12 protein-coding genes are annotated in these 17,117 nt (G+C 63.5%); 9 read left to right on the top strand and 3 right to left on the bottom strand.

Features of this window, described 5'->3' with window-relative positions:
• Window positions 1-68: 68 nt before the first annotated feature.
• Together guaB and ACNAOU_RS15725 are read left to right on the top strand one after the other, a co-directional pair.
• Window positions 69-1,580 (top strand): IMP dehydrogenase, encoded by a 1,512-nt coding sequence (gene guaB / locus ACNAOU_RS15730; protein ID WP_018776621.1) that lies wholly within the window; start codon window positions 69-71, stop codon window positions 1,578-1,580.
• Window positions 1,581-1,694: 114 nt separating this feature from the next.
• Window positions 1,695-3,593 (top strand): ABC transporter ATP-binding protein, encoded by a 1,899-nt coding sequence (locus tag ACNAOU_RS15725; protein WP_018776620.1) that lies wholly within the window; start codon window positions 1,695-1,697, stop codon window positions 3,591-3,593.
• Here the strand turns inward: ACNAOU_RS15725 and ACNAOU_RS15720 are convergent.
• The 3 genes from ACNAOU_RS15720 to ACNAOU_RS15710 are packed head-to-tail and all read right to left on the bottom strand — an operon-like array spanning window position 3,590 to window position 5,851.
• Window positions 3,590-4,240 (bottom strand): hypothetical protein, encoded by a 651-nt coding sequence (locus ACNAOU_RS15720; RefSeq protein WP_422757203.1) that lies wholly within the window; start codon window positions 4,238-4,240, stop codon window positions 3,590-3,592. The two genes, ACNAOU_RS15725 and ACNAOU_RS15720, sit on opposite strands and share 4 nt — an antisense overlap.
• Entirely contained in the window at window positions 4,237-4,875 is a 639-nt protein-coding gene (locus ACNAOU_RS15715; RefSeq protein WP_422757202.1) for a hypothetical protein, read from the bottom strand. Before ACNAOU_RS15715 ends, ACNAOU_RS15720 begins: the two co-directional genes overlap by 4 nt.
• A 49-nt stretch (window positions 4,876-4,924) precedes the next feature.
• Window positions 4,925-5,851, bottom strand: a complete 927-nt coding sequence (locus tag ACNAOU_RS15710) for a WXG100 family type VII secretion target (RefSeq protein WP_422757201.1) — start codon at window positions 5,849-5,851, stop codon at window positions 4,925-4,927.
• A gap of 221 nt (window positions 5,852-6,072) precedes the next feature.
• On the opposite strand from ACNAOU_RS15710, the gene ACNAOU_RS15705 reads away from it, so the two are divergent.
• The 7 genes from ACNAOU_RS15705 to ACNAOU_RS15675 all read left to right on the top strand — a co-directional run bounded on the left by ACNAOU_RS15705 (window position 6,073) and on the right by ACNAOU_RS15675 (window position 17,116).
• Entirely contained in the window at window positions 6,073-7,206 is a 1,134-nt protein-coding gene (locus tag ACNAOU_RS15705; protein ID WP_018776616.1) for a GuaB3 family IMP dehydrogenase-related protein, read from the top strand.
• A gap of 162 nt (window positions 7,207-7,368) precedes the next feature.
• Window positions 7,369-9,123: a glycerol-3-phosphate dehydrogenase/oxidase gene (locus tag ACNAOU_RS15700; RefSeq protein WP_018776615.1), complete on the top strand. Its 1,755-nt coding sequence runs from the start codon at window positions 7,369-7,371 to the stop codon at window positions 9,121-9,123.
• Between the two features lie 47 nt (window positions 9,124-9,170).
• On the top strand, window positions 9,171-9,659 hold the full coding sequence (locus ACNAOU_RS15695) for a PTS sugar transporter subunit IIA (RefSeq protein WP_018776614.1): 489 nt from the start codon (window positions 9,171-9,173) through the stop codon (window positions 9,657-9,659).
• Between the two features lie 72 nt (window positions 9,660-9,731).
• Window positions 9,732-10,598, top strand: coding sequence for an SURF1 family protein (locus ACNAOU_RS15690; RefSeq protein WP_026266990.1), 867 nt, complete (start codon window positions 9,732-9,734; stop codon window positions 10,596-10,598).
• Entirely contained in the window at window positions 10,595-11,095 is a 501-nt protein-coding gene (locus ACNAOU_RS15685; protein ID WP_018776612.1) for a DUF3817 domain-containing protein, read from the top strand. Before ACNAOU_RS15690 ends, ACNAOU_RS15685 begins: the two co-directional genes overlap by 4 nt.
• Window positions 11,096-11,204: 109 nt before the next feature.
• Window positions 11,205-12,794: a glutamine-hydrolyzing GMP synthase gene (gene guaA, locus ACNAOU_RS15680; protein WP_026266989.1), complete on the top strand. Its 1,590-nt coding sequence runs from the start codon at window positions 11,205-11,207 to the stop codon at window positions 12,792-12,794.
• Between the two features lie 161 nt (window positions 12,795-12,955).
• Window positions 12,956-17,116: an AAA family ATPase gene (locus ACNAOU_RS15675; protein ID WP_422757200.1), complete on the top strand. Its 4,161-nt coding sequence runs from the start codon at window positions 12,956-12,958 to the stop codon at window positions 17,114-17,116.
• Window position 17,117: the final 1 nt, after the last annotated feature.

Genomic DNA, 17,117 nt, shown 5'->3' with positions numbered 1-17,117 from the left:
TGACGGGCTGGTCATCAGTTGCAACCCCTACCAGTTAAGCCCCCGGAACCAAGGTAAGAGGCGCACTCATGACCCAGCCCGAACACAATCCCTTCGGCCTTATCGGCCTGACCTACGACGACGTCCTGCTGCTTCCCGGACACACGGATGTCATCCCGTCCGAAGCGGACACGTCTTCCCGGATCTCCAAGCGCATCACCGTGCAGACGCCGCTGCTGTCCGCCGCCATGGACACCGTGACCGAATCCCGCATGGCCATCGCCATGGCGCGGCAGGGTGGCTTGGGCGTGGTTCACCGCAACCTCGCCATCGACGACCAGGCGGAGCACGTTGACCGCGTCAAGCGCAGCGAGTCCGGCATGATCACCAATCCGTTGACCATCGGTCCGGAAGCCACCTTGCAGGAACTGGACGAGCTCTGCTCCCGGTACCGCGTGTCCGGCCTGCCGGTTGTTGACACCGACGGCCGCCTCCTGGGCATCGTGACCAACAGGGACACCCGCTTCATCCCGGAATCGGACTTCCCGTTCCGTAGTGTCAGCGACACCATGACCAAGATGCCGCTCATCACCGGGCACGTGGGCATCAGCCGCGACGAAGCCTCGCACAAGTTGGCCACCAACAAGATCGAGAAGCTCCCGCTGGTGGACGAACAGGGCCGGTTGAAGGGCCTCATCACCACCAAGGACTTCACGAAGGCCGAGCAGTACCCGCTCGCCACCAAGGACGATGAAGGCCGCCTGCGGGTCGGCGCTGCCATCGGCTTCTTCGGTGACGGCTGGGAGCGCGCCATGAAGCTCATCGACGCCGGCGTTGACGCGCTTTTCGTTGACACGGCCAACGGCCACTCCCAGGGCGTCCTGGACATGATCCGCCGCCTGAAGTCCGATCCCGTTGCAGCACACGTTGACGTGATCGGTGGCCAGGCCGCCACCCGTGAAGGTGCGCAGGCTCTGATTGACGCCGGTGCCGATGGCATCAAGGTTGGCGTCGGACCCGGATCCATCTGCACCACCCGCGTTGTTGCCGGCGTGGGCGTTCCGCAGATCACCGCAATCCATGAATCCGCCAAGGCTGCCATCCCGGCAGGCGTCCCGCTGATCGCCGACGGCGGCCTGCAGTACTCGGGCGACATCGGCAAGGCGCTGGTCGCCGGCGCCGACACCGTCATGCTCGGATCCCTCCTGGCAGGTTGTGAGGAGTCCCCGGGCGACCTCATTTTCGTCAACGGCAAGCAGTTCAAGAGCTACCGCGGAATGGGCTCGCTGGGTGCCATGCAGTCCCGTGGCAAGAACACGTCCTACTCCAAGGACCGCTACTTCCAGGCTGATGTTTCCGGCGATGACAAGCTCATTCCGGAAGGCATCGAGGGCCGCGTTGCCTTCCGTGGCCCGCTGGCATCGGTCGCCTACCAGCTGGTTGGCGGTCTCCGCCAGACCATGTTCTACACGGGTGCGCCCACCATCCCCGAACTCAAGGCCCGGGGCAAGTTCGTCCGCATCACCCCGGCAGGCTTGAAGGAATCCCACCCGCACGACATTCAAATGACCGTGGAAGCCCCCAACTACGGCTCCCGCTAATCACCTCCTGTTCCCCGCGGATTTCCGCGGGGAACAGTTGTTTAACCACCCGACTGTGTAACCGCCCGGTATCCGCCCGACGGTAATGTCGGCCCTCGGGAATAGGCTGGGCACATGTCAGAGAAGTCCGCGCAACCGCGGCACCCGGAGTCGATCCCGCTGAATCCGGGCCAACCGGGGAAAGCGCCGCCCCGCAAGCTGGCCCTGCGGCCGTACGCACGCGCCGTCGGGCAGGTCCTGAAGGTGAGCTTCAAGGCCTCACCGGTGGCGGTCATCATGAAAGTCCTTGGCTCGGTGATCTCAGCGACCCTGCCGCTTGTCACCACGTACTTTGCAGCGTTGACCACCACGGCCCTGGCTGCCGGCTACGCAGGGGACCCCGACGCGGGCCCCCGCGCAGTGCTTTACGTCGTCATCACAGCTGCCCTGGGCCTGTTCTGGGGTGCGTTCAGCAGTGTGGACCGCTACATCCAGCAGCTGATGAGCTTCAAGGTGGGCGCCATCGTGGGCGACCTGATGTACCAACGGTTCCTGGCACTGGAATTCTGGCGCTACGACGACAAAGAGACCGTGGATCTCTACGACCGCGCAAAGCGTTTCTCCGACTCCTATGCGCGGGTCCTGGACCGGATTGCGGCCATCTTCACCCAGCTCGTCTCGGTGATTCTAGCCGTCGGCGCGTTGCTGTTGGTGAGTTGGTGGATTGCCGTGATCGTGCTGGTGGCGATCGTGCCCAGCGTCTACCTCCAGTTCAAGCTGTCGCGTGAACAGATCGCCCACTGGAACACCCAGGTGGATTCGCGCAGGCAGCGCCGGATGATCGAGCAGAACCTGCTGCGGCCACAGCACATCGCTGAAATGCGGCTGTACGGCATTGTCGGCTATCTCATGGAACTTCGCTCCAGGTTGAGGGATGCCGACGAACGCAGGCGCCTGGACTTCCAGAAACGGTATATCCCCAAGCAGCTGGCTGCCGACGCCCTGCAATACGGCGCTGAAGTGGTATCGCTCGTGTGGGTGGTGGGGCAGATCATTGCCAGGGCCCAGCCGGTGGGTCAGTTCCTCTACGTCCAGCAGATCGTGAGCCGTGCATTGTCAACGGCGAACAACCTGGTGTCCTCGCTCAGTTCCATTGACGAGGACCTGGCCAACCTGAAGGACTACGAGCTTTTCATGGCGTTGCCGGTGCCCAGCGGAAACGAACAACCCTTGGAAGTGTCGCCCACCACCGTGGAACTGCGTGATATCCGCTTCAGCTATACGGGAAGTGACATCGAGGTCATCAAGGGTATTTCCATGACCATCAAGGCGGGGCAGCACATCGCCATCGTGGGGGAGAACGGCGCCGGGAAATCCACGCTGATCCGGATTCTGGCCGGGCTCTACCGGCCCGACTCCGGCCAGGTCTTGTTGGACGGGAAGGATCTGGCCGGAATTGACGTGACCAGCTGGCACCGGCACCTGGCAGTCCTGAGCCAGGAATTCCTGAAGTACGAGTTCGCCACGGCCGCAGAGAACATCTACCTCGGCGACGTCGACTTGCCCCGGGACGATCTGCGCATCCGGAAGGCGGCATCCGACGCGGAGGCCATGGAGTTCATCGACAAGCTGCCTAACGGGCTGGAAAACCATGTCAGCAACTGGATGGAAGATCCACGCGGGCGGAAGGGAAGCGGGCTCTCCGGCGGCCAGTGGCAGCGGCTGGCAATGGCCCGCAACTTCTACCGTGACGCCTCATTCATGGTGATGGACGAGCCCACCTCAGCCATTGATGCCCTGGCCGAGCACCGGATTTTCACGAGGCTCTTCGCCGATCGCAACAGCACCATCATCGCCATCAGCCACCGCCTTGCCACCATTGAGAAGGCGGACATCGTCTACATGCTGGAGGACGGTCGAATCGCCGAACAAGGTACGCACAGGGAACTGGTGGCCCTCCGCGGACGGTACTTCAGGATGTTCGAGTCCCAGCTTTCGGTGGATGAGGCCAGCCGGGAGAGTCCCGAGGCTTAGAGCGGCCCGTAGCCGGCATTGCCCACGGGATCGCGCCAGGTGGCAAGATCCTGTTCCAAAAGCGCCCGGAAGCGTGGATCACTAGCAGCTTTCCGACGCAGGGATTCCCGTGAACGGCCCATGATGGTGGCCGGGACGAGGATCGCGGCCACCAAAAGGAAGATCATGAACGCAAAAACCGTTGCCAGTGTCAGCAGCGTCCCGGGGTCCTGCCACGTTGAGGGTTTGGCCGTGAAAGCGAACAGTCCCGCGAAGACGACCAGGACAAACGCCACGAAGGAGAGCGCCCCCCGCAGGCTCCCGGGCCCACGATTGACCAGCGCACGGCTTGTCCGCGGCAACCGGTCCCGCACCCGGACGTAGAAGACGCCGCAGAGCACTGCGACTGCCGCGCCGGGAAGGCTGAGGGCGGCAATAGTCGCGAAGGTGCCAAGCCGGACCGCGAGGACGACGCCCAAAAGGACGAGGACTGCTCCGATTCCGGTCCCGGCAGCCCAGGCACCCATGTGGGCGCCGCGCGCGCCGGCGATTTCGCGCAGGCGGGAGCGCGCATTCGCCGGAGTGATGGCGGAGAGCTCAGGGGAAAGCCAATAGTCCAAGGGGCGGTCGGAATGGAAAAGTGGAGCGGGGCCGGACTGGTAGCTCACGCGTTCTGCTGCTCCAGTCCTGCGCGGATCCGGGAATCGAGCTGCTCACTCGCGAGGGCCGACGAGTCGAGGTTTTCGCCCTCGCCTTCAGCGATGGAAAGGGAACCGTCGGCCTCCGCTTTGACGTGGACTGCGCGGGAGGTTCCGTCCTTAAAGTGCCGGCGCGTTGTGGCGGCCGCGGGGTATCCGTCCGGTGCTTGCTTCAGGTAGTAGTCGGCCATCTGGATGGCCGTGGTGACCATGCCTTCGGAGCCCGTAATGGGGTGCAGCTCGTGAACGCCGTACCTGCTCAGGTTGAGCAGCAGGGCGCCCTGCTCTGCGCCAAACATGAAGGAGACATGTTCAGACGACGGGGTCACGAGGGCCGTTTCCAGCCACGACGTGGAATCTGCAAGCACTGCTGTCACCGTGGCAGCCGGGCCGACGGGCTGGAGTGCGTCGTTTTCGATCTTCATCAACCCACGCTCCAACAGCGTGGATACCCCTGCCTGTTCCAGGGGAGCCCCGGCTGCGTGGTCGAGGCGGAAGAGGGTCTGGCACCTCAGCGCGCCGTCGGTGCCAGCCAGTGCAATAAGTGCGATGAGCTCATGTTCGGTAATGAGCAATGCCTGGGTTTCTTCGGTCTGCGTGGTCATGTCTGCCTTCTCTTGAGCGGTTCTGTGTCCAGTCTAGGAAGTCGCGGGGTCATGTGAGCCATCCCCAGACCTTCTTCGCGCCGTCGGCTATCGCTCCGGCGGCGTCCTGCGCTCCCTCCCACACATGTTTCGCGCCGTCAGCGATCATGGAAGACGCGGAATCGTAGCCCATGTTGGTGGCCAACAGGCCGAGGCCACCCCAGGCGATGCCGGCAATGGCGCAGGCAGGGCCGATAACCGGGACGAAACTGCCCACGGCCAGGGCAGCGGAGATGCCGCCGTCCACGGCCATTCCGGGGTGTCCCGTCTGGATGCCTTGATAGACCTGCAACCCGCCGGTCACGACGCCCAATGCCCCCGAGACACGGCCGAGCATCGAACTGCCGTTGAGCAGTTGGGTGCCCCTGACATACCCGGCGCCGGCAGCCTGTCCGTACTGGGCACTCAGCCACGGCCACCTCGTCAGTTCAGTCACCAATCCGCCCCTGGCCATCTGGGCCAGGATGGAGTCCGCCACCACGCCGTTGGCAGTCACGAGGGCGTTTCCGGCCCACCATCCCTGGCTGCCGCTGACGCCGAGCACGCCTTCCAAGCCAGTGGTGGGGGCGACTCGGCTTCCATTGCTACCGGGGACCTGTGGGACGTTCGGTCCGCCAGACCCGCCGGGACCGCCAGATCCGCCCGGTCCGAAGCCGGCAACGCCGCCATCAGCACTGGCCTTCTGCTGTTCATCGGCCTGGGTGCGGAGCATCTTGGACGCGTCATCCAGGGAACGGGAGGCTTTGTGCAGCATGGGGCGCAGGGTGCTGCTCCACTCGCGTCGGAAGCGCTCGCCGTCGTTTCCTTTCCACGCCACGCTGGTGATCAGGCTGTTGACCTGGAGTTCCTGGTTCTGGAGCCGGCTCCCGGCTTGTCCCATCTGCTTGGACAACGAGCGGAGCTGTTCGATGTCGGCTCCGTAGAATCCGGGCGCCATGGTTCCCCCTTGCATGGTGTGGTGTGTTTCCGCAGGCTATCGGATTTGTCCGGGATCCTGCCATGGGCACCTCTGCCCATGTGGAAACTGCCAGGCGCGCACGGCAAGTAGCCAGCGCGCCCGGAACCGGCCGGGCTTTCAATGTCTTCTTGGCGCATTGTGAAGTGCCCACGCCATTTGCCGAATCGGGGTTCGGCAAGGGGTCCAGTAAAGTAAGAGCCGTGACTTATGAGATTGAGATTGGCCGTGGCAAGCGTGGGCGTCGTGCCTACTCCCTGGACGACATTGCGATCGTCCCCAACCGCCGGACCCGCGATCCCAAGGACGTCTCCGTCTCCTGGCAGATCGACGCCTACAAGTTCGACATTCCGGTGATCGCAGCGCCGATGGACTCGGCCATGTCGCCGGAAACCGCCATCGCCCTGGGCCGTTTGGGCGGCCTCGGCGTCCTGGACCTCGAGGGCCTGTGGACCCGCTACGAAGATCCCCAGTCCGTGCTGGATGAGATCTCAGCGCTCGCCGGCGAAACCGCGAGCCCTGCCGTTACCCGGCGCATGCAGGATCTCTACAAGGCACCCATCCAGCCTGAACTCATTACCAGCCGCCTTGCCGAGATCCGCGCCTCCGGCGTCACGGTGGCAGGCTCCCTGACGCCGCAGCGCACCCAGGAGCACTACAAGACCGTCCTCGCCGCCGGTGTGGACATCTTTGTCATCCGTGGCACCACAGTCTCCGCCGAGCACGTCTCCAAGAACCACGAGCCACTGAACCTGAAGCAGTTCATCTACGAACTCGACGTTCCCGTGATCGTCGGCGGTGCCGCCGGATACACCCCGGCGCTGCACCTCATGCGCACCGGCGCTGCCGGCGTCCTGGTCGGTTTCGGCGGCGGTGCCACCACAACTACGCGCCGCGCCTTGGGCATCCACTCGCCGATGGCGTCGGCCATCAGCGACGTCGCCGCCGCCCGCCGTGATTACCTCGATGAGTCCGGCGGCCGTTACGTGCATGTCATTGCCGACGGCGGCATGGGCGCCTCGGGCGACATCGTCAAGGCAGTTGCCATGGGCGCCGACGCCGTCATGCTGGGCAGCGCACTGGCACGGGCCGAGGAAGCCCCCGGCAAGGGCTGGCACTGGGGCCAGGAAGCCCACCACCTTGAACTCCCGCGCGGCGACAGGGTTAACGTTGGAACTGTTGGCCCCCTGGAAGAAGTTCTCTTCGGTCCCGGACACCACACCAACGGCACCTCCAACCTCATTGGTGCCCTGCGTCGCTCCATGGCGACCACCGGCTATTCGGACCTGAAAGAGTTCCAGCGGGTCGACGTCGTCGTTTCGCCGTACCTCGGCTAGGCCTAAAACAGAAGGAGGGCCCCGGGAACAGACCACACGCTGCTCCCGGGGTCCTTTTTTGCCGGATTCTGTCCGGATGCACCTCATCGGCAGCCCTGCCCAAGGCGACGAGCAACAAGTAGGGTAGGGGATTACCAGCTGTTGCGTTTGAGGAGGGGTCCGATGAGCAATGTCGCAGGCGGTCCGCAGGTGAATTCTCCGGGGGCACTTAGCCCGGAATCCCGTGCCGCATCCATTGATGTCCTGAAAGCCACTGCCGAGCCGGGCAAGGAGTTGGACATCCTGATTGTCGGTGGCGGCGTGGTGGGCGCTGGTGCTGCCCTGGACGCGGTCACGCGCGGGCTCACAGTTGGCATCGTCGAAGCCAGGGATTGGGCGTCCGGCACGTCATCCCGCTCCTCAAAGCTCATTCATGGTGGCCTCCGCTATTTGGAGATGCTGGACTTCGGGCTGGTCCAGGAAGCCCTGCAGGAGCGCGGATTGCTGATCCAGCAGATCGCACCCCACCTGGTCCGGCCCGTTCCGTTCCTCTACCCGCTGACCCACCGTTTCTGGGAACGCCCCTACGTGGGCGCAGGCATCATGCTGTACGACACCTTGGGTCTGACGTCCGGCCACAGCCGTGGTGTCCCCATGCACAAGCACCTCTTCCGGCGCGGCACCCTGCGTGCGGCTCCCAGCCTCAAAGACGATGCCTTCGTGGGATCGATCCGTTACTACGACGCCCAGGTCGATGATGCCCGGCTTGTGGTCAACCTGGTCAGGACAGCGGCGCATTACGGGGCACACGCGGCCAACAGGGTCCGCGTGGTCGACTTCCTCAGGGAGGGCGAACGCGTGGTGGGTGCCAAGGTGGAAAACCAGGAGGACGGCAGCGTCTTCGAGATCCGGGCCAAGCAGGTGGTGAATGCCACCGGCGTGTGGACAGACGAAACGCAGGCCATGGTCACAGACCGTGGCCAGCTCAAGGTCCGTGCCTCCAAGGGAATCCACCTGGTGGTGCCACGGGACCGCTTCCAGTCCACTGTGGGTCTGATCCTTCGTACTGAAAAGTCGGTGCTCTTCGTGATTCCCTGGGGCCGGCACTGGATTATCGGTACTACCGACACGGACTGGACGTTGGATAAGGCCCATCCGGCTGCATCCAGCAAGGACATTGACTACGTGCTGGAGCACGTCAACAAGGTACTCAAGCGTCCCCTGACCCGTGAAGATGTTGAAGGTGTCTATGCGGGACTCCGTCCGCTTCTGGCCGGAGACAACGACTCCACCGCCAAGCTGTCCCGCGAGCACGTAGTGGCCCACCCCGTCCCCGGTTTGGTGGTGGTGGCCGGTGGGAAGTACACGACCTACCGTGTCATGGCCAAGGATGCCGTGGACGAAGCAACGAGGGCCATGGACGAGCGTGTCCCTTCCAGCTGCACCGACACCATTCCTTTGCTGGGAGCGGAGGGATTCAAAGCGGCCTGGAACCGGCGGGGGAGGTCCGCCGAGCAAGCAGGTGTGCACGTGGCACGCGTGGAGCACCTGCTCAACCGCTTTGGGTCCATGGCATCGGAAGTCCTCGCCACGATCTCCGACAGGCCCGAACTGGGCGAGCCGCTTCCGGGCGCCGACGACTACCTGGCAGCCGAAGTCGTCTACGCAACAACCCATGAAGGCGCTCGGCACGTCGACGATGTTTTGACCCGCCGTACCCGGATCTCCATTGAAGCGTGGGACCGGGGTGTGTCTGCGGCGCCCGTAGTGGCTAAGCTGATGGGAGAAATCCTGGGCTGGAGCGATGCTCAGCGTGAAAGCGAGATCAAGCACTACCTTGCACGTGTGGAGGCTGAACGACTCAGCCAGCAGCAACCCGATGACGAATCGGCGGATGCCGCGCGCATGGGAGTGGATGACATCGTTCCCCTCCGCTGACAGGCGCAGGGAGTTGAGGCCGGGAGGCCACATGGAGGGAACACGACTTGGCTGAACCACTGGACCGATATGATGCGGAACTGACCACCCCGGACACGGTCATTCTTGAACTTGTTGCCGAGGACAAGATCGACGCCGCAGCACAGTTGGCTCAAAAGCTCCATCAGGCCGGACGGATCTCGGACCTTGATGGTTTCCTGGAGCAGGTACATTCGCGAGAACACCAGCTGGCCACCGGGCTTCCCGGCGGAATCGGTCTTCCGCATGCCCGCAGCGAATTCGTGGACCGGATCTCCATCGCCGTAGGCGTCACCAAGTTTGGCCATGCGCTGGACTTCGGGGCTGCAGACGGCCCTGCCACACTGATCCTCCTCATCGCCACACCGGCCAGCTCCTTCTCGGACCATCTTGAAGTTCTGGCCACGCTTGCGCGTTCCCTCTCCAAGGAATCATTCAGGGAGTCCCTGCGCCGTGCGCACGATCCCGAAGTGATTTCCGAGCTCATCAACTCCAGCCTGGTCTTCTTCGACCACTAAGGATTGGTGCCCCTCTAGGCTGCCCCAGCCCTCGTTTCGTTGTTCTACAGCCGGACGAAGTACGGTTAAGGGGTGTTGAAAACCGCTCTGAAACCCCGCTGGATCGCAGGACTGGTCTTTGCGCTTCTGTTGTCCGGGGTGTTCGTGCTGCTTAGCCAGTGGCAGCTCAGTCGGTCCACCCAGCACGAGAGCCCTGCTGCTTCCACCACTGAAGAAGTCAAACCCCTGGTCGACGTCCTGAAGCCGGGCCAGTTCTTTCCCGGCTCTGTTTCCGACCAGATGGTCACCGCCACCGGCTCCTACGATCCAGGCAAGCAGGTCCTGGTCGAGGGCAGGCTTTACAACAACCAAAAAGGTTTCTGGATCGTCACGGCCTTCGAGGTCAACGGCGCTCCTACGCTGAAGGGTGTCGCCGCCTCGCCGCAGACCTGGATTCCCGTAGCACGCGGCTGGGTGGCTGATGCCGCCCAAGCGGGCCCGCCGCCGTCGGGCACTCTTACGCTGACCGGTCGCCTGATACCGTCCGAAGCGCCCGTACCAAATGTCGACGCCGGCCCGGGCCGCGCGTCGGCGGTCTCCACCGCGGAACTCATCAACAGCTGGGATGTTTCAAGCTACCCCGGTTTCATAGCGGCCACATCCGAAGTGGCTGGCGGTGTGAGCGTCCCACTGGGCGACAACGTCAAGGCCCTCAATATTCCACCGCAGCCACCGGCAGAGCAGATCAACTGGCTGAACCTCTTCTACGCCGTGGAATGGGTGGTGTTCGCCGGATTCTCCGTCTTTATCTGGTGGCGGCTGGTGCGTGATGACTACCGCCGGGACCTCGAAGACGACGAGGACGACGACTACTACGATGAGTTTCCTGAAGACCCCCATGCCTTGCCCGCAACTACCGAACCTTCAAGTCCCGACCCAGAACATAAGGTGCAGCAATGATTGAGCCCAAACCTGCCATCCAGCCTGAGCAGTCAGGACCAAAGCCCAAAAAGCGGCGGTTCGGCGGGACGGAAGCGCAGATCCGTTCGGCCTTGAAGTTCTACAAAGTCATGGCCTACCTGACTGGTGCCATGTTGCTCCTGCTGTGCGCTGAACTGATCGCCCGGTACGTTTTCGGTGTTTCACTCTTCGCCGGCGGAACCAACGCCGTGACGGGCCAGCCCTTTGGCTTTGGCTTTGCCGAATCCGAGCCCAAGGGCGTCATTGGTGGATTCAACATCTCCACCACGGTGCTGATCGTGCACGGCTGGATGTACGTGGTTTACCTCGTCTCCAACTTCCGCTTGTGGTCGTTGATGCGGTGGCCGTTCTCCAAGATGGTCCTGCTGGCATTGGGCGGCGTGATTCCGCTGTTGTCCTTCATTGTGGAGAAGAAGTTCCACGCACAGGTGGAAGCGGAACTGGCAGCCAATCCCCAGGCTTCCAAGCGCTACTAGGCGCCACTGGCCGTTCCCGATGTGAGATGCCTAACGGGAGTGCCCGTTTTGGCCTCCGGCCGCCCTTGTCAACGTGCGCGGGGGCGGTCCGGCAAAGTAGTCTTGGTTGGTGACTACTCCCACCGCACCCCAGACTTCCCAGAAGCCGGTGCTGGTTGTTGACTACGGTGCCCAGTACGCGCAGCTGATTGCCCGCCGCGTCCGTGAAGCAAATGTGTATTCGGAAATTGTTCCGCACACCTTCACCACCGAGCAGCTTCTGGCCAAAGACCCGGCAGCCATCATCCTTTCCGGCGGACCCTCCAGCGTCTACGCTGAGGGCGCACCGTTCGTAGGCGCCGACCTCTTCGAGGCCGGGGTTCCCGTTTTCGGTATCTGCTACGGATTCCAGGCCATGGCAAACGCCTTGGGTGGCAAAGTGGCCCAGACCGGGCTGCGTGAGTACGGCGCAACCGAGGCGCTCCTGGTGGGCGATGCACGTTCCATTCTCGACGGCGTCCCGGCGTCCCAGAACACCTGGATGAGCCACGGCGACTCCGTCCACGAGGCACCCGAGGGCTTCGAAGTACTGGCAACGACGGCCGGCGCCCCCGTGGCTGCCTTCGCCAACGATGAGAAGCGCCTCTACGGTGTGCAGTGGCACCCGGAAGTCAAGCACTCCGTTCTGGGCCAGCATGTCCTGGAGAACTTCCTGTTCAAGGGCGCCGGTCTGAGCCCCAACTGGACCACCGGCAACATCCTTGAAGAGCAGGTGGAGCGCATCCGCCAGCAGATTGGCGACTCCAAGGTCATTTGCGGCCTTTCCGGTGGCGTCGACTCCGCAGTTGCCGCTGCCCTTGTCCAGCGTGCTGTCGGCGACCAGCTCACCTGTGTCTTCGTAGACCACGGTTTGCTCCGTGAAGGCGAAGCGGAACAGGTCGAACGTGACTTCGTCGCCGCCACGGGTGTCAACCTGTACGTTGCCAACGAGCAGGAACGCTTCCTGTCGGCTCTTGCCGGCGTCAGCGATCCCGAAACCAAGCGCAAGATCATCGGCCGCGAATTCATCCGCGCCTTCGAGGAAGCAGAGCGGGCCATCATCGCCCAGGCTGCTGCCGAAGGCGAGAAGATCAAGTTCCTGGTCCAGGGGACGCTGTACCCGGACGTCGTCGAGTCCGGTGGTGGCGAGGGTGCTGCAAACATCAAGAGCCACCACAACGTTGGTGGGCTCCCCGACGACCTGCAGTTTGAGCTGGTTGAGCCGCTTCGCGCCCTGTTCAAGGACGAGGTTCGTGCGGTAGGCGCGCAGCTGGGTCTGCCGCAGGAAATCGTAGGCCGCCAGCCGTTCCCCGGCCCCGGCCTGGGTATCCGCATCGTGGGCGAAGTGACCAAGGAACGGCTCGATCTGTTGCGCAAGGCCGATGCCATCGCTCGCGCCGAACTGACGGCCGCTGGCCTCGACAACGACGTCTGGCAGATGCCTGTTGTCCTCCTGGCCGATGTCCGCAGCGTTGGCGTGCAGGGCGACGGCCGTACGTACGGCCACCCGATCGTGCTGCGTCCGGTGTCTTCCGAAGACGCCATGACGGCGGACTGGTCGCGTTTGCCCTACGACCTCCTGGCGCGCATCTCCAACCGCATCACCAACGAGGTCGATGGGGTCAACCGCGTGGTGCTGGACGTCACCAGCAAGCCACCGGGAACCATCGAGTGGGAATAGCATTCTAAGTGGCCGGCTTCCATCGGGAAGCCGGCCACTGTGCTTTTCCGGCAGTTCCCTGCCGGTGAGCGATTGACATGTTGCAGTGAAAACCGGGCAATTTCGCGTCGGAACAGCGTTGCGGAGCGGGCTCGCCGTGGATTCCCGCTACCCTCGAAAGTATGCCGGTATGGTCCAAGGCGTCTAAAGCTAGTACAGAAAAGAAGGCAGAAGTTGTGTCAGTAGGTCAAGGCCAGGAAGAGGGCTCCGAAGAGCTCCGCAAATGGCTGTCTGGTCTCAAACCCGTCACCGGGGCAGACACTATGCTGCGTTTCGTCAAGACGCCCGAAGGCGCCATTGACCTCAGCAACGCGCACCCTTCGGGGCTGGCGCAGTTGCTGGCAGGGCGTCGGACGCGCCTGTCGACGCTCATCAGGGACCGCCAGCAGTACTTGGTCGCGGCACGTGCGGCGCGCAATATCCGATCCAAGATTTTCGAACTCAGCAACGACCGCGGTATCGAAGCCGGGTATCTTTCTGCCGGCACCGTGGTGTGGACCTCTGCGGTGGGCGGCAAGCCACAGCGCGTCTCCGCACCCGTGATGCTCACGTCCATCATCCTGACGGTCCGGCCGGGGGAGGACGACTTCGAACTTCAGCTCACTGAGCAAGCCCGGATGAATCCCGCCCTGGTGCGTCACCTCAAGACCGTCCATGGCATCGTCTTTGACGTCAATGCCGTGGCGCGAATGGCTTACAACACCGCACGTTTGGATCCGCAACCCGTCCTGGATCGCCTGTCCACGCTGGTTCAGCCGATCCATGGCGCTGAGGTTGAGTTCAATCTCCTGGTGACAACCCTGGCCGATCTGTCGGGCAACCTGGATGATCCTTGGATCAACCTGAACAACCCCACCGTGGCGGCCTTGGCGACGGCGGCCAACGGTGGCGACATCGAGCCGGAACCCATCAAGGCAGGCAGGTTCCCCAGCTTGGACCTCCGTGACCCGGCCGAAGAGTTGCTCCTGCTCGACGCCGACACGGACCAGCAGTACGTGGTTGACGCCGTTCGGGCTGGAGACTCCCTGGTGGTCAGCACACCCCCGGGCAGCGGACAAACGCAGACTGCCATCAACGCCATTGGCGCACTGGTGTGCGAAGGAAAATCGGTCCTGGTGGTGGGGGACAGGCAGTCCAGCCTTGCCGGGCTTTCCGCTCACCTCGAATCACTGGGGCTGGATTCGCTTCTGTTCCGGCCAGGCAATGGAGCCACCCCCCAGCAGCTCAAGGGCCAGCTGGTCCGGGCCATCATGCGCAACGAGAAGGCTCTTGAGCCCCAGCTCGGCAACCTTCACCAGACACTGACCGGGCATCGGCACGCCCTCATGGACCATGTCGCCTCCCTGCATAACGTGCGCGAACGATGGGGATGCTCGCCGTATCAGGCCATGCAGTCACTTGCTGAACTGACTTCGATCCATCCGGCACCCTCCACGACAGTTCGCTTGAAGCGCAGTGTCCTGGACAACATCAAGGACCGGGAAGAGCTGGCGGCCCGGCTCCGTCGCGCTGCCGAACTTGGCAGTTTCAGCCGGGCTTCGACCAACAGCCCTTGGTACGGTGCCCGATTGGTCACCCGTAAGGAAACCGAGGAAGCGCAGCAGCTTGCCCGCTTGGCGGCTGAGAAACTTCCTGTCCTTCGTGACCGCATGAAACAGGTGTCCGATCACGCTGAGATCCGCCTGGGAGAAACCTTTACTGAGTGGGGCGCGCAGCTCGAACTCCTGATTGCCGTGCGCGAGAGCCTGGACAAGTTCACGCCGGACATCTTTGACCGTCCGGTTCACGATTTGATCTCCGCAACGGCCAGTTCTGCATGGCGCCGCGAGCGGAACATCGAGATGCCTTCCATGCAGCGGTCCCGGCTGCGGCGGGTCGCCAAGGAGTATGTGCGGCCCGGTGTTCATATCGCCGATCTCCACAGCTCGCTGGTCCTTGTCCAGGAGCAGCGTGCGTTGTGGGCCGGTTACGCCACTACGCAGCGGCACCCGGCCGTTCCTTCCGGCCTGGCCGACCTCGGCGCACTGTACCGGGAGCTGGACGCTGAGCTGCGGCGCCTCGGTGAGGCGCTGAAACACACGTCGGCCGGAGGCTCGCTCCACGGTACGCCTTACGCGGAGCTGATGGAACGCTTGGAACAGCTCGTAGCCGACACCGCCACGCTGGAAACCTTGCCCGAACGCACGCTCCTCATTGAAGAAATGCGCGAGCACGGCCTCGGGGAGCTTTTGGCGGATCTGGCGGAGCGGGAGGTACCTGCGTCCTCGGTGGCCGCGGAGCTGGACCTGGCTTGGTGGCAGTCCGCGCTGGAAGCAATGATCAGCGGCGACGACTATCTTGCGATGTCCGACGGCGACTCCCTGAGGCGCCTCGAAGCTGAATTCCGGCTTGCTGACCAAGCCCACATCGCCAGCGGTGCTGCGCGGCTCCGCTGGCAGCTTGCCCAAAGGTGGCGCCAGGGATTGGTGGAGCACCCTCGCCAGGCTGAACTGCTGCGGGCCTTGCTGAAAGACGGCCGGGTTACCCTGCCTGCGCTGAGCGCCCAAGCCCCGGACCTCGTGCCGTTGCTTGTCCCGGTGTGGTCGGTCAGCCCGTACCTGCTGACCGGCGTCCTGCCGGCTGAGCAGAAGTTTGATGCCGTTGTGGTCATCGACGCTGAGTCCACCTCGTTGCAAGCGGTCCTTCCCGCGATCGCCCGTGCACGGCAGGTAGTTGCTTTCGGCGACGCGAAGATTGCCAATGCGCGGACCTTCAGCGTGGCCGTCGAACCCCCGGTTGCCGGAGTCGCGAGCCACGAGACTGTGGAGAGTGCCTTCAAGGCCTTGGCCAGGGTCCTGCCATCGTGGCAGTTGAATTGGGTGTATCGGGCAGTGGATGAAGACTTGATCCTGCAGCTGAGCAAGAACTACTACGACGGCGGCCTGAAGCGGCTGCCCGACGGCAACTCGGTTACGGGATTGGATCGCTCGATCCTTGTGGAGTACATCCCTGACGGCACCGGCCTTCCGGGCGCCGATCACGAGGGGGTCGAGTCCGTCACTGCCGAGGTCAACCGGGTGGTGGATCTTGTCTTTGAACATGCCACGCTGCGTCCCCGCACCAGCTTGGCTGTGGTGACGGCAAGCCTGCGCCACGCTGCCAGGATCGGCGAGGCCATCAGGCTCCAACTACCGAACCATCCATTGCTGTCTTCCTTCTTCGCCGCCGGCCCCGAATCCTTCCGCGTGGTGGATCTGGAACGCGCGCAGGGCTTGGTGCGGGACCATGTGATCTTCTCCCTCGGGTATGGACGCACCCCGCATGGCCGGGCGCTCCACTCCTTTGGACCGCTGTCCACTGAGGGTGGGCGTAACCGCTTTGCCTTGGCCATGACCAGGGCCCGGCGCTCCATGCACGTCCTGAGCTGCTTCCGGCCCGAGGACCTCGACCTCGATCGCCTGGCGCACGGCGCAGTGGACTTCTACGAGTTGCTGGACAGGGAGCTCTCGGGGAACAGCAATCTCGGAACCCCGGCATCCCGTGCCGTTGCCAGCGAGCAAGCACTTGGCGAGGACCCGTTGGTGGCGGATCTTGGCGAACGACTGCGTGCCCGCGGCGCCCGTGTCTGGCACCTTTACGACGGTGTGCTGGACATAGCCGCAGCCGCTGATCCTGTGCACACCATTGGCAGGGAAGGTGCTGAAATTCCCACGCCCGTCGCCATCGAGTCCGATGGCACGGAACGATACCGGCGCATGAGTGTCCGTGAACGCAGCCGGCTGCGGCCTCAACTGCTGGAGCGCATGGGGTGGCGTTACATGTCGCTGTGGACGATCGAAGTCTTCACGGACCCGTCCTCCTGCGCCGATCGCATCGGTTCCTACCTTGGACTGGAAAACCACATTCCGAAGGCTGCCGAGTCATCTCAGCATGGCTTCCTGGACATGGATGTTGAACAATTGAATCTGGACAAGGCTCAGCCTGTGTTCACCCGTTCCCCGGCCACCGGCCCGGATCACCAACCCGAGGAGGATGCCAAGGGGACGCGGGACCAGACAGGGGACAGGAAAGAAGCACCAATGACGGAACAAGGAAATGGTTCCACCGACGGCTCTGCCGGGGAGAACAGTGGATCGGACAACACGGCAGCTGAAAAAGCCGCCGAGCCGACGGCTGCCAAGCACAGCTCGGGCGGCATCCTCCCCACCAAGGCCGCGGAGGACGATCCCCGCAGATGGGGCGATGAAGCAGGCTATGACCACGAGCAGTGGTTGAAGGAACAGAAGCCCCCGCACTGGGGATGAG

The organism is Paenarthrobacter sp. C1 (assembly GCF_049315185.1).
Classification (GTDB): Bacteria; Actinomycetota; Actinomycetes; order Actinomycetales; family Micrococcaceae; genus Arthrobacter; species Arthrobacter nicotinovorans.
Note: the sequence above shows the minus strand (reverse complement) of the source record. Positions and strands in the feature narration are given on the sequence as shown.

Coding starts and splice junctions, on each gene's coding strand:
- ACNAOU_RS15675 (WP_422757200.1), top strand. CDS start 12,956: ATGCCGGTATGGTCCAAGGCGTCTAAAGCTAGTACAGAAAAGAAGGCA.
- ACNAOU_RS15710 (WP_422757201.1), bottom strand. CDS start 5,851: ATGGCGCCCGGATTCTACGGAGCCGACATCGAACAGCTCCGCTCGTTG.
- ACNAOU_RS15700 (WP_018776615.1), top strand. CDS start 7,369: ATGAGCAATGTCGCAGGCGGTCCGCAGGTGAATTCTCCGGGGGCACTT.
- ACNAOU_RS15725 (WP_018776620.1), top strand. CDS start 1,695: ATGTCAGAGAAGTCCGCGCAACCGCGGCACCCGGAGTCGATCCCGCTG.
- guaB (WP_018776621.1), top strand. CDS start 69: ATGACCCAGCCCGAACACAATCCCTTCGGCCTTATCGGCCTGACCTAC.
- ACNAOU_RS15685 (WP_018776612.1), top strand. CDS start 10,595: ATGATTGAGCCCAAACCTGCCATCCAGCCTGAGCAGTCAGGACCAAAG.
- ACNAOU_RS15715 (WP_422757202.1), bottom strand. CDS start 4,875: ATGACCACGCAGACCGAAGAAACCCAGGCATTGCTCATTACCGAACAT.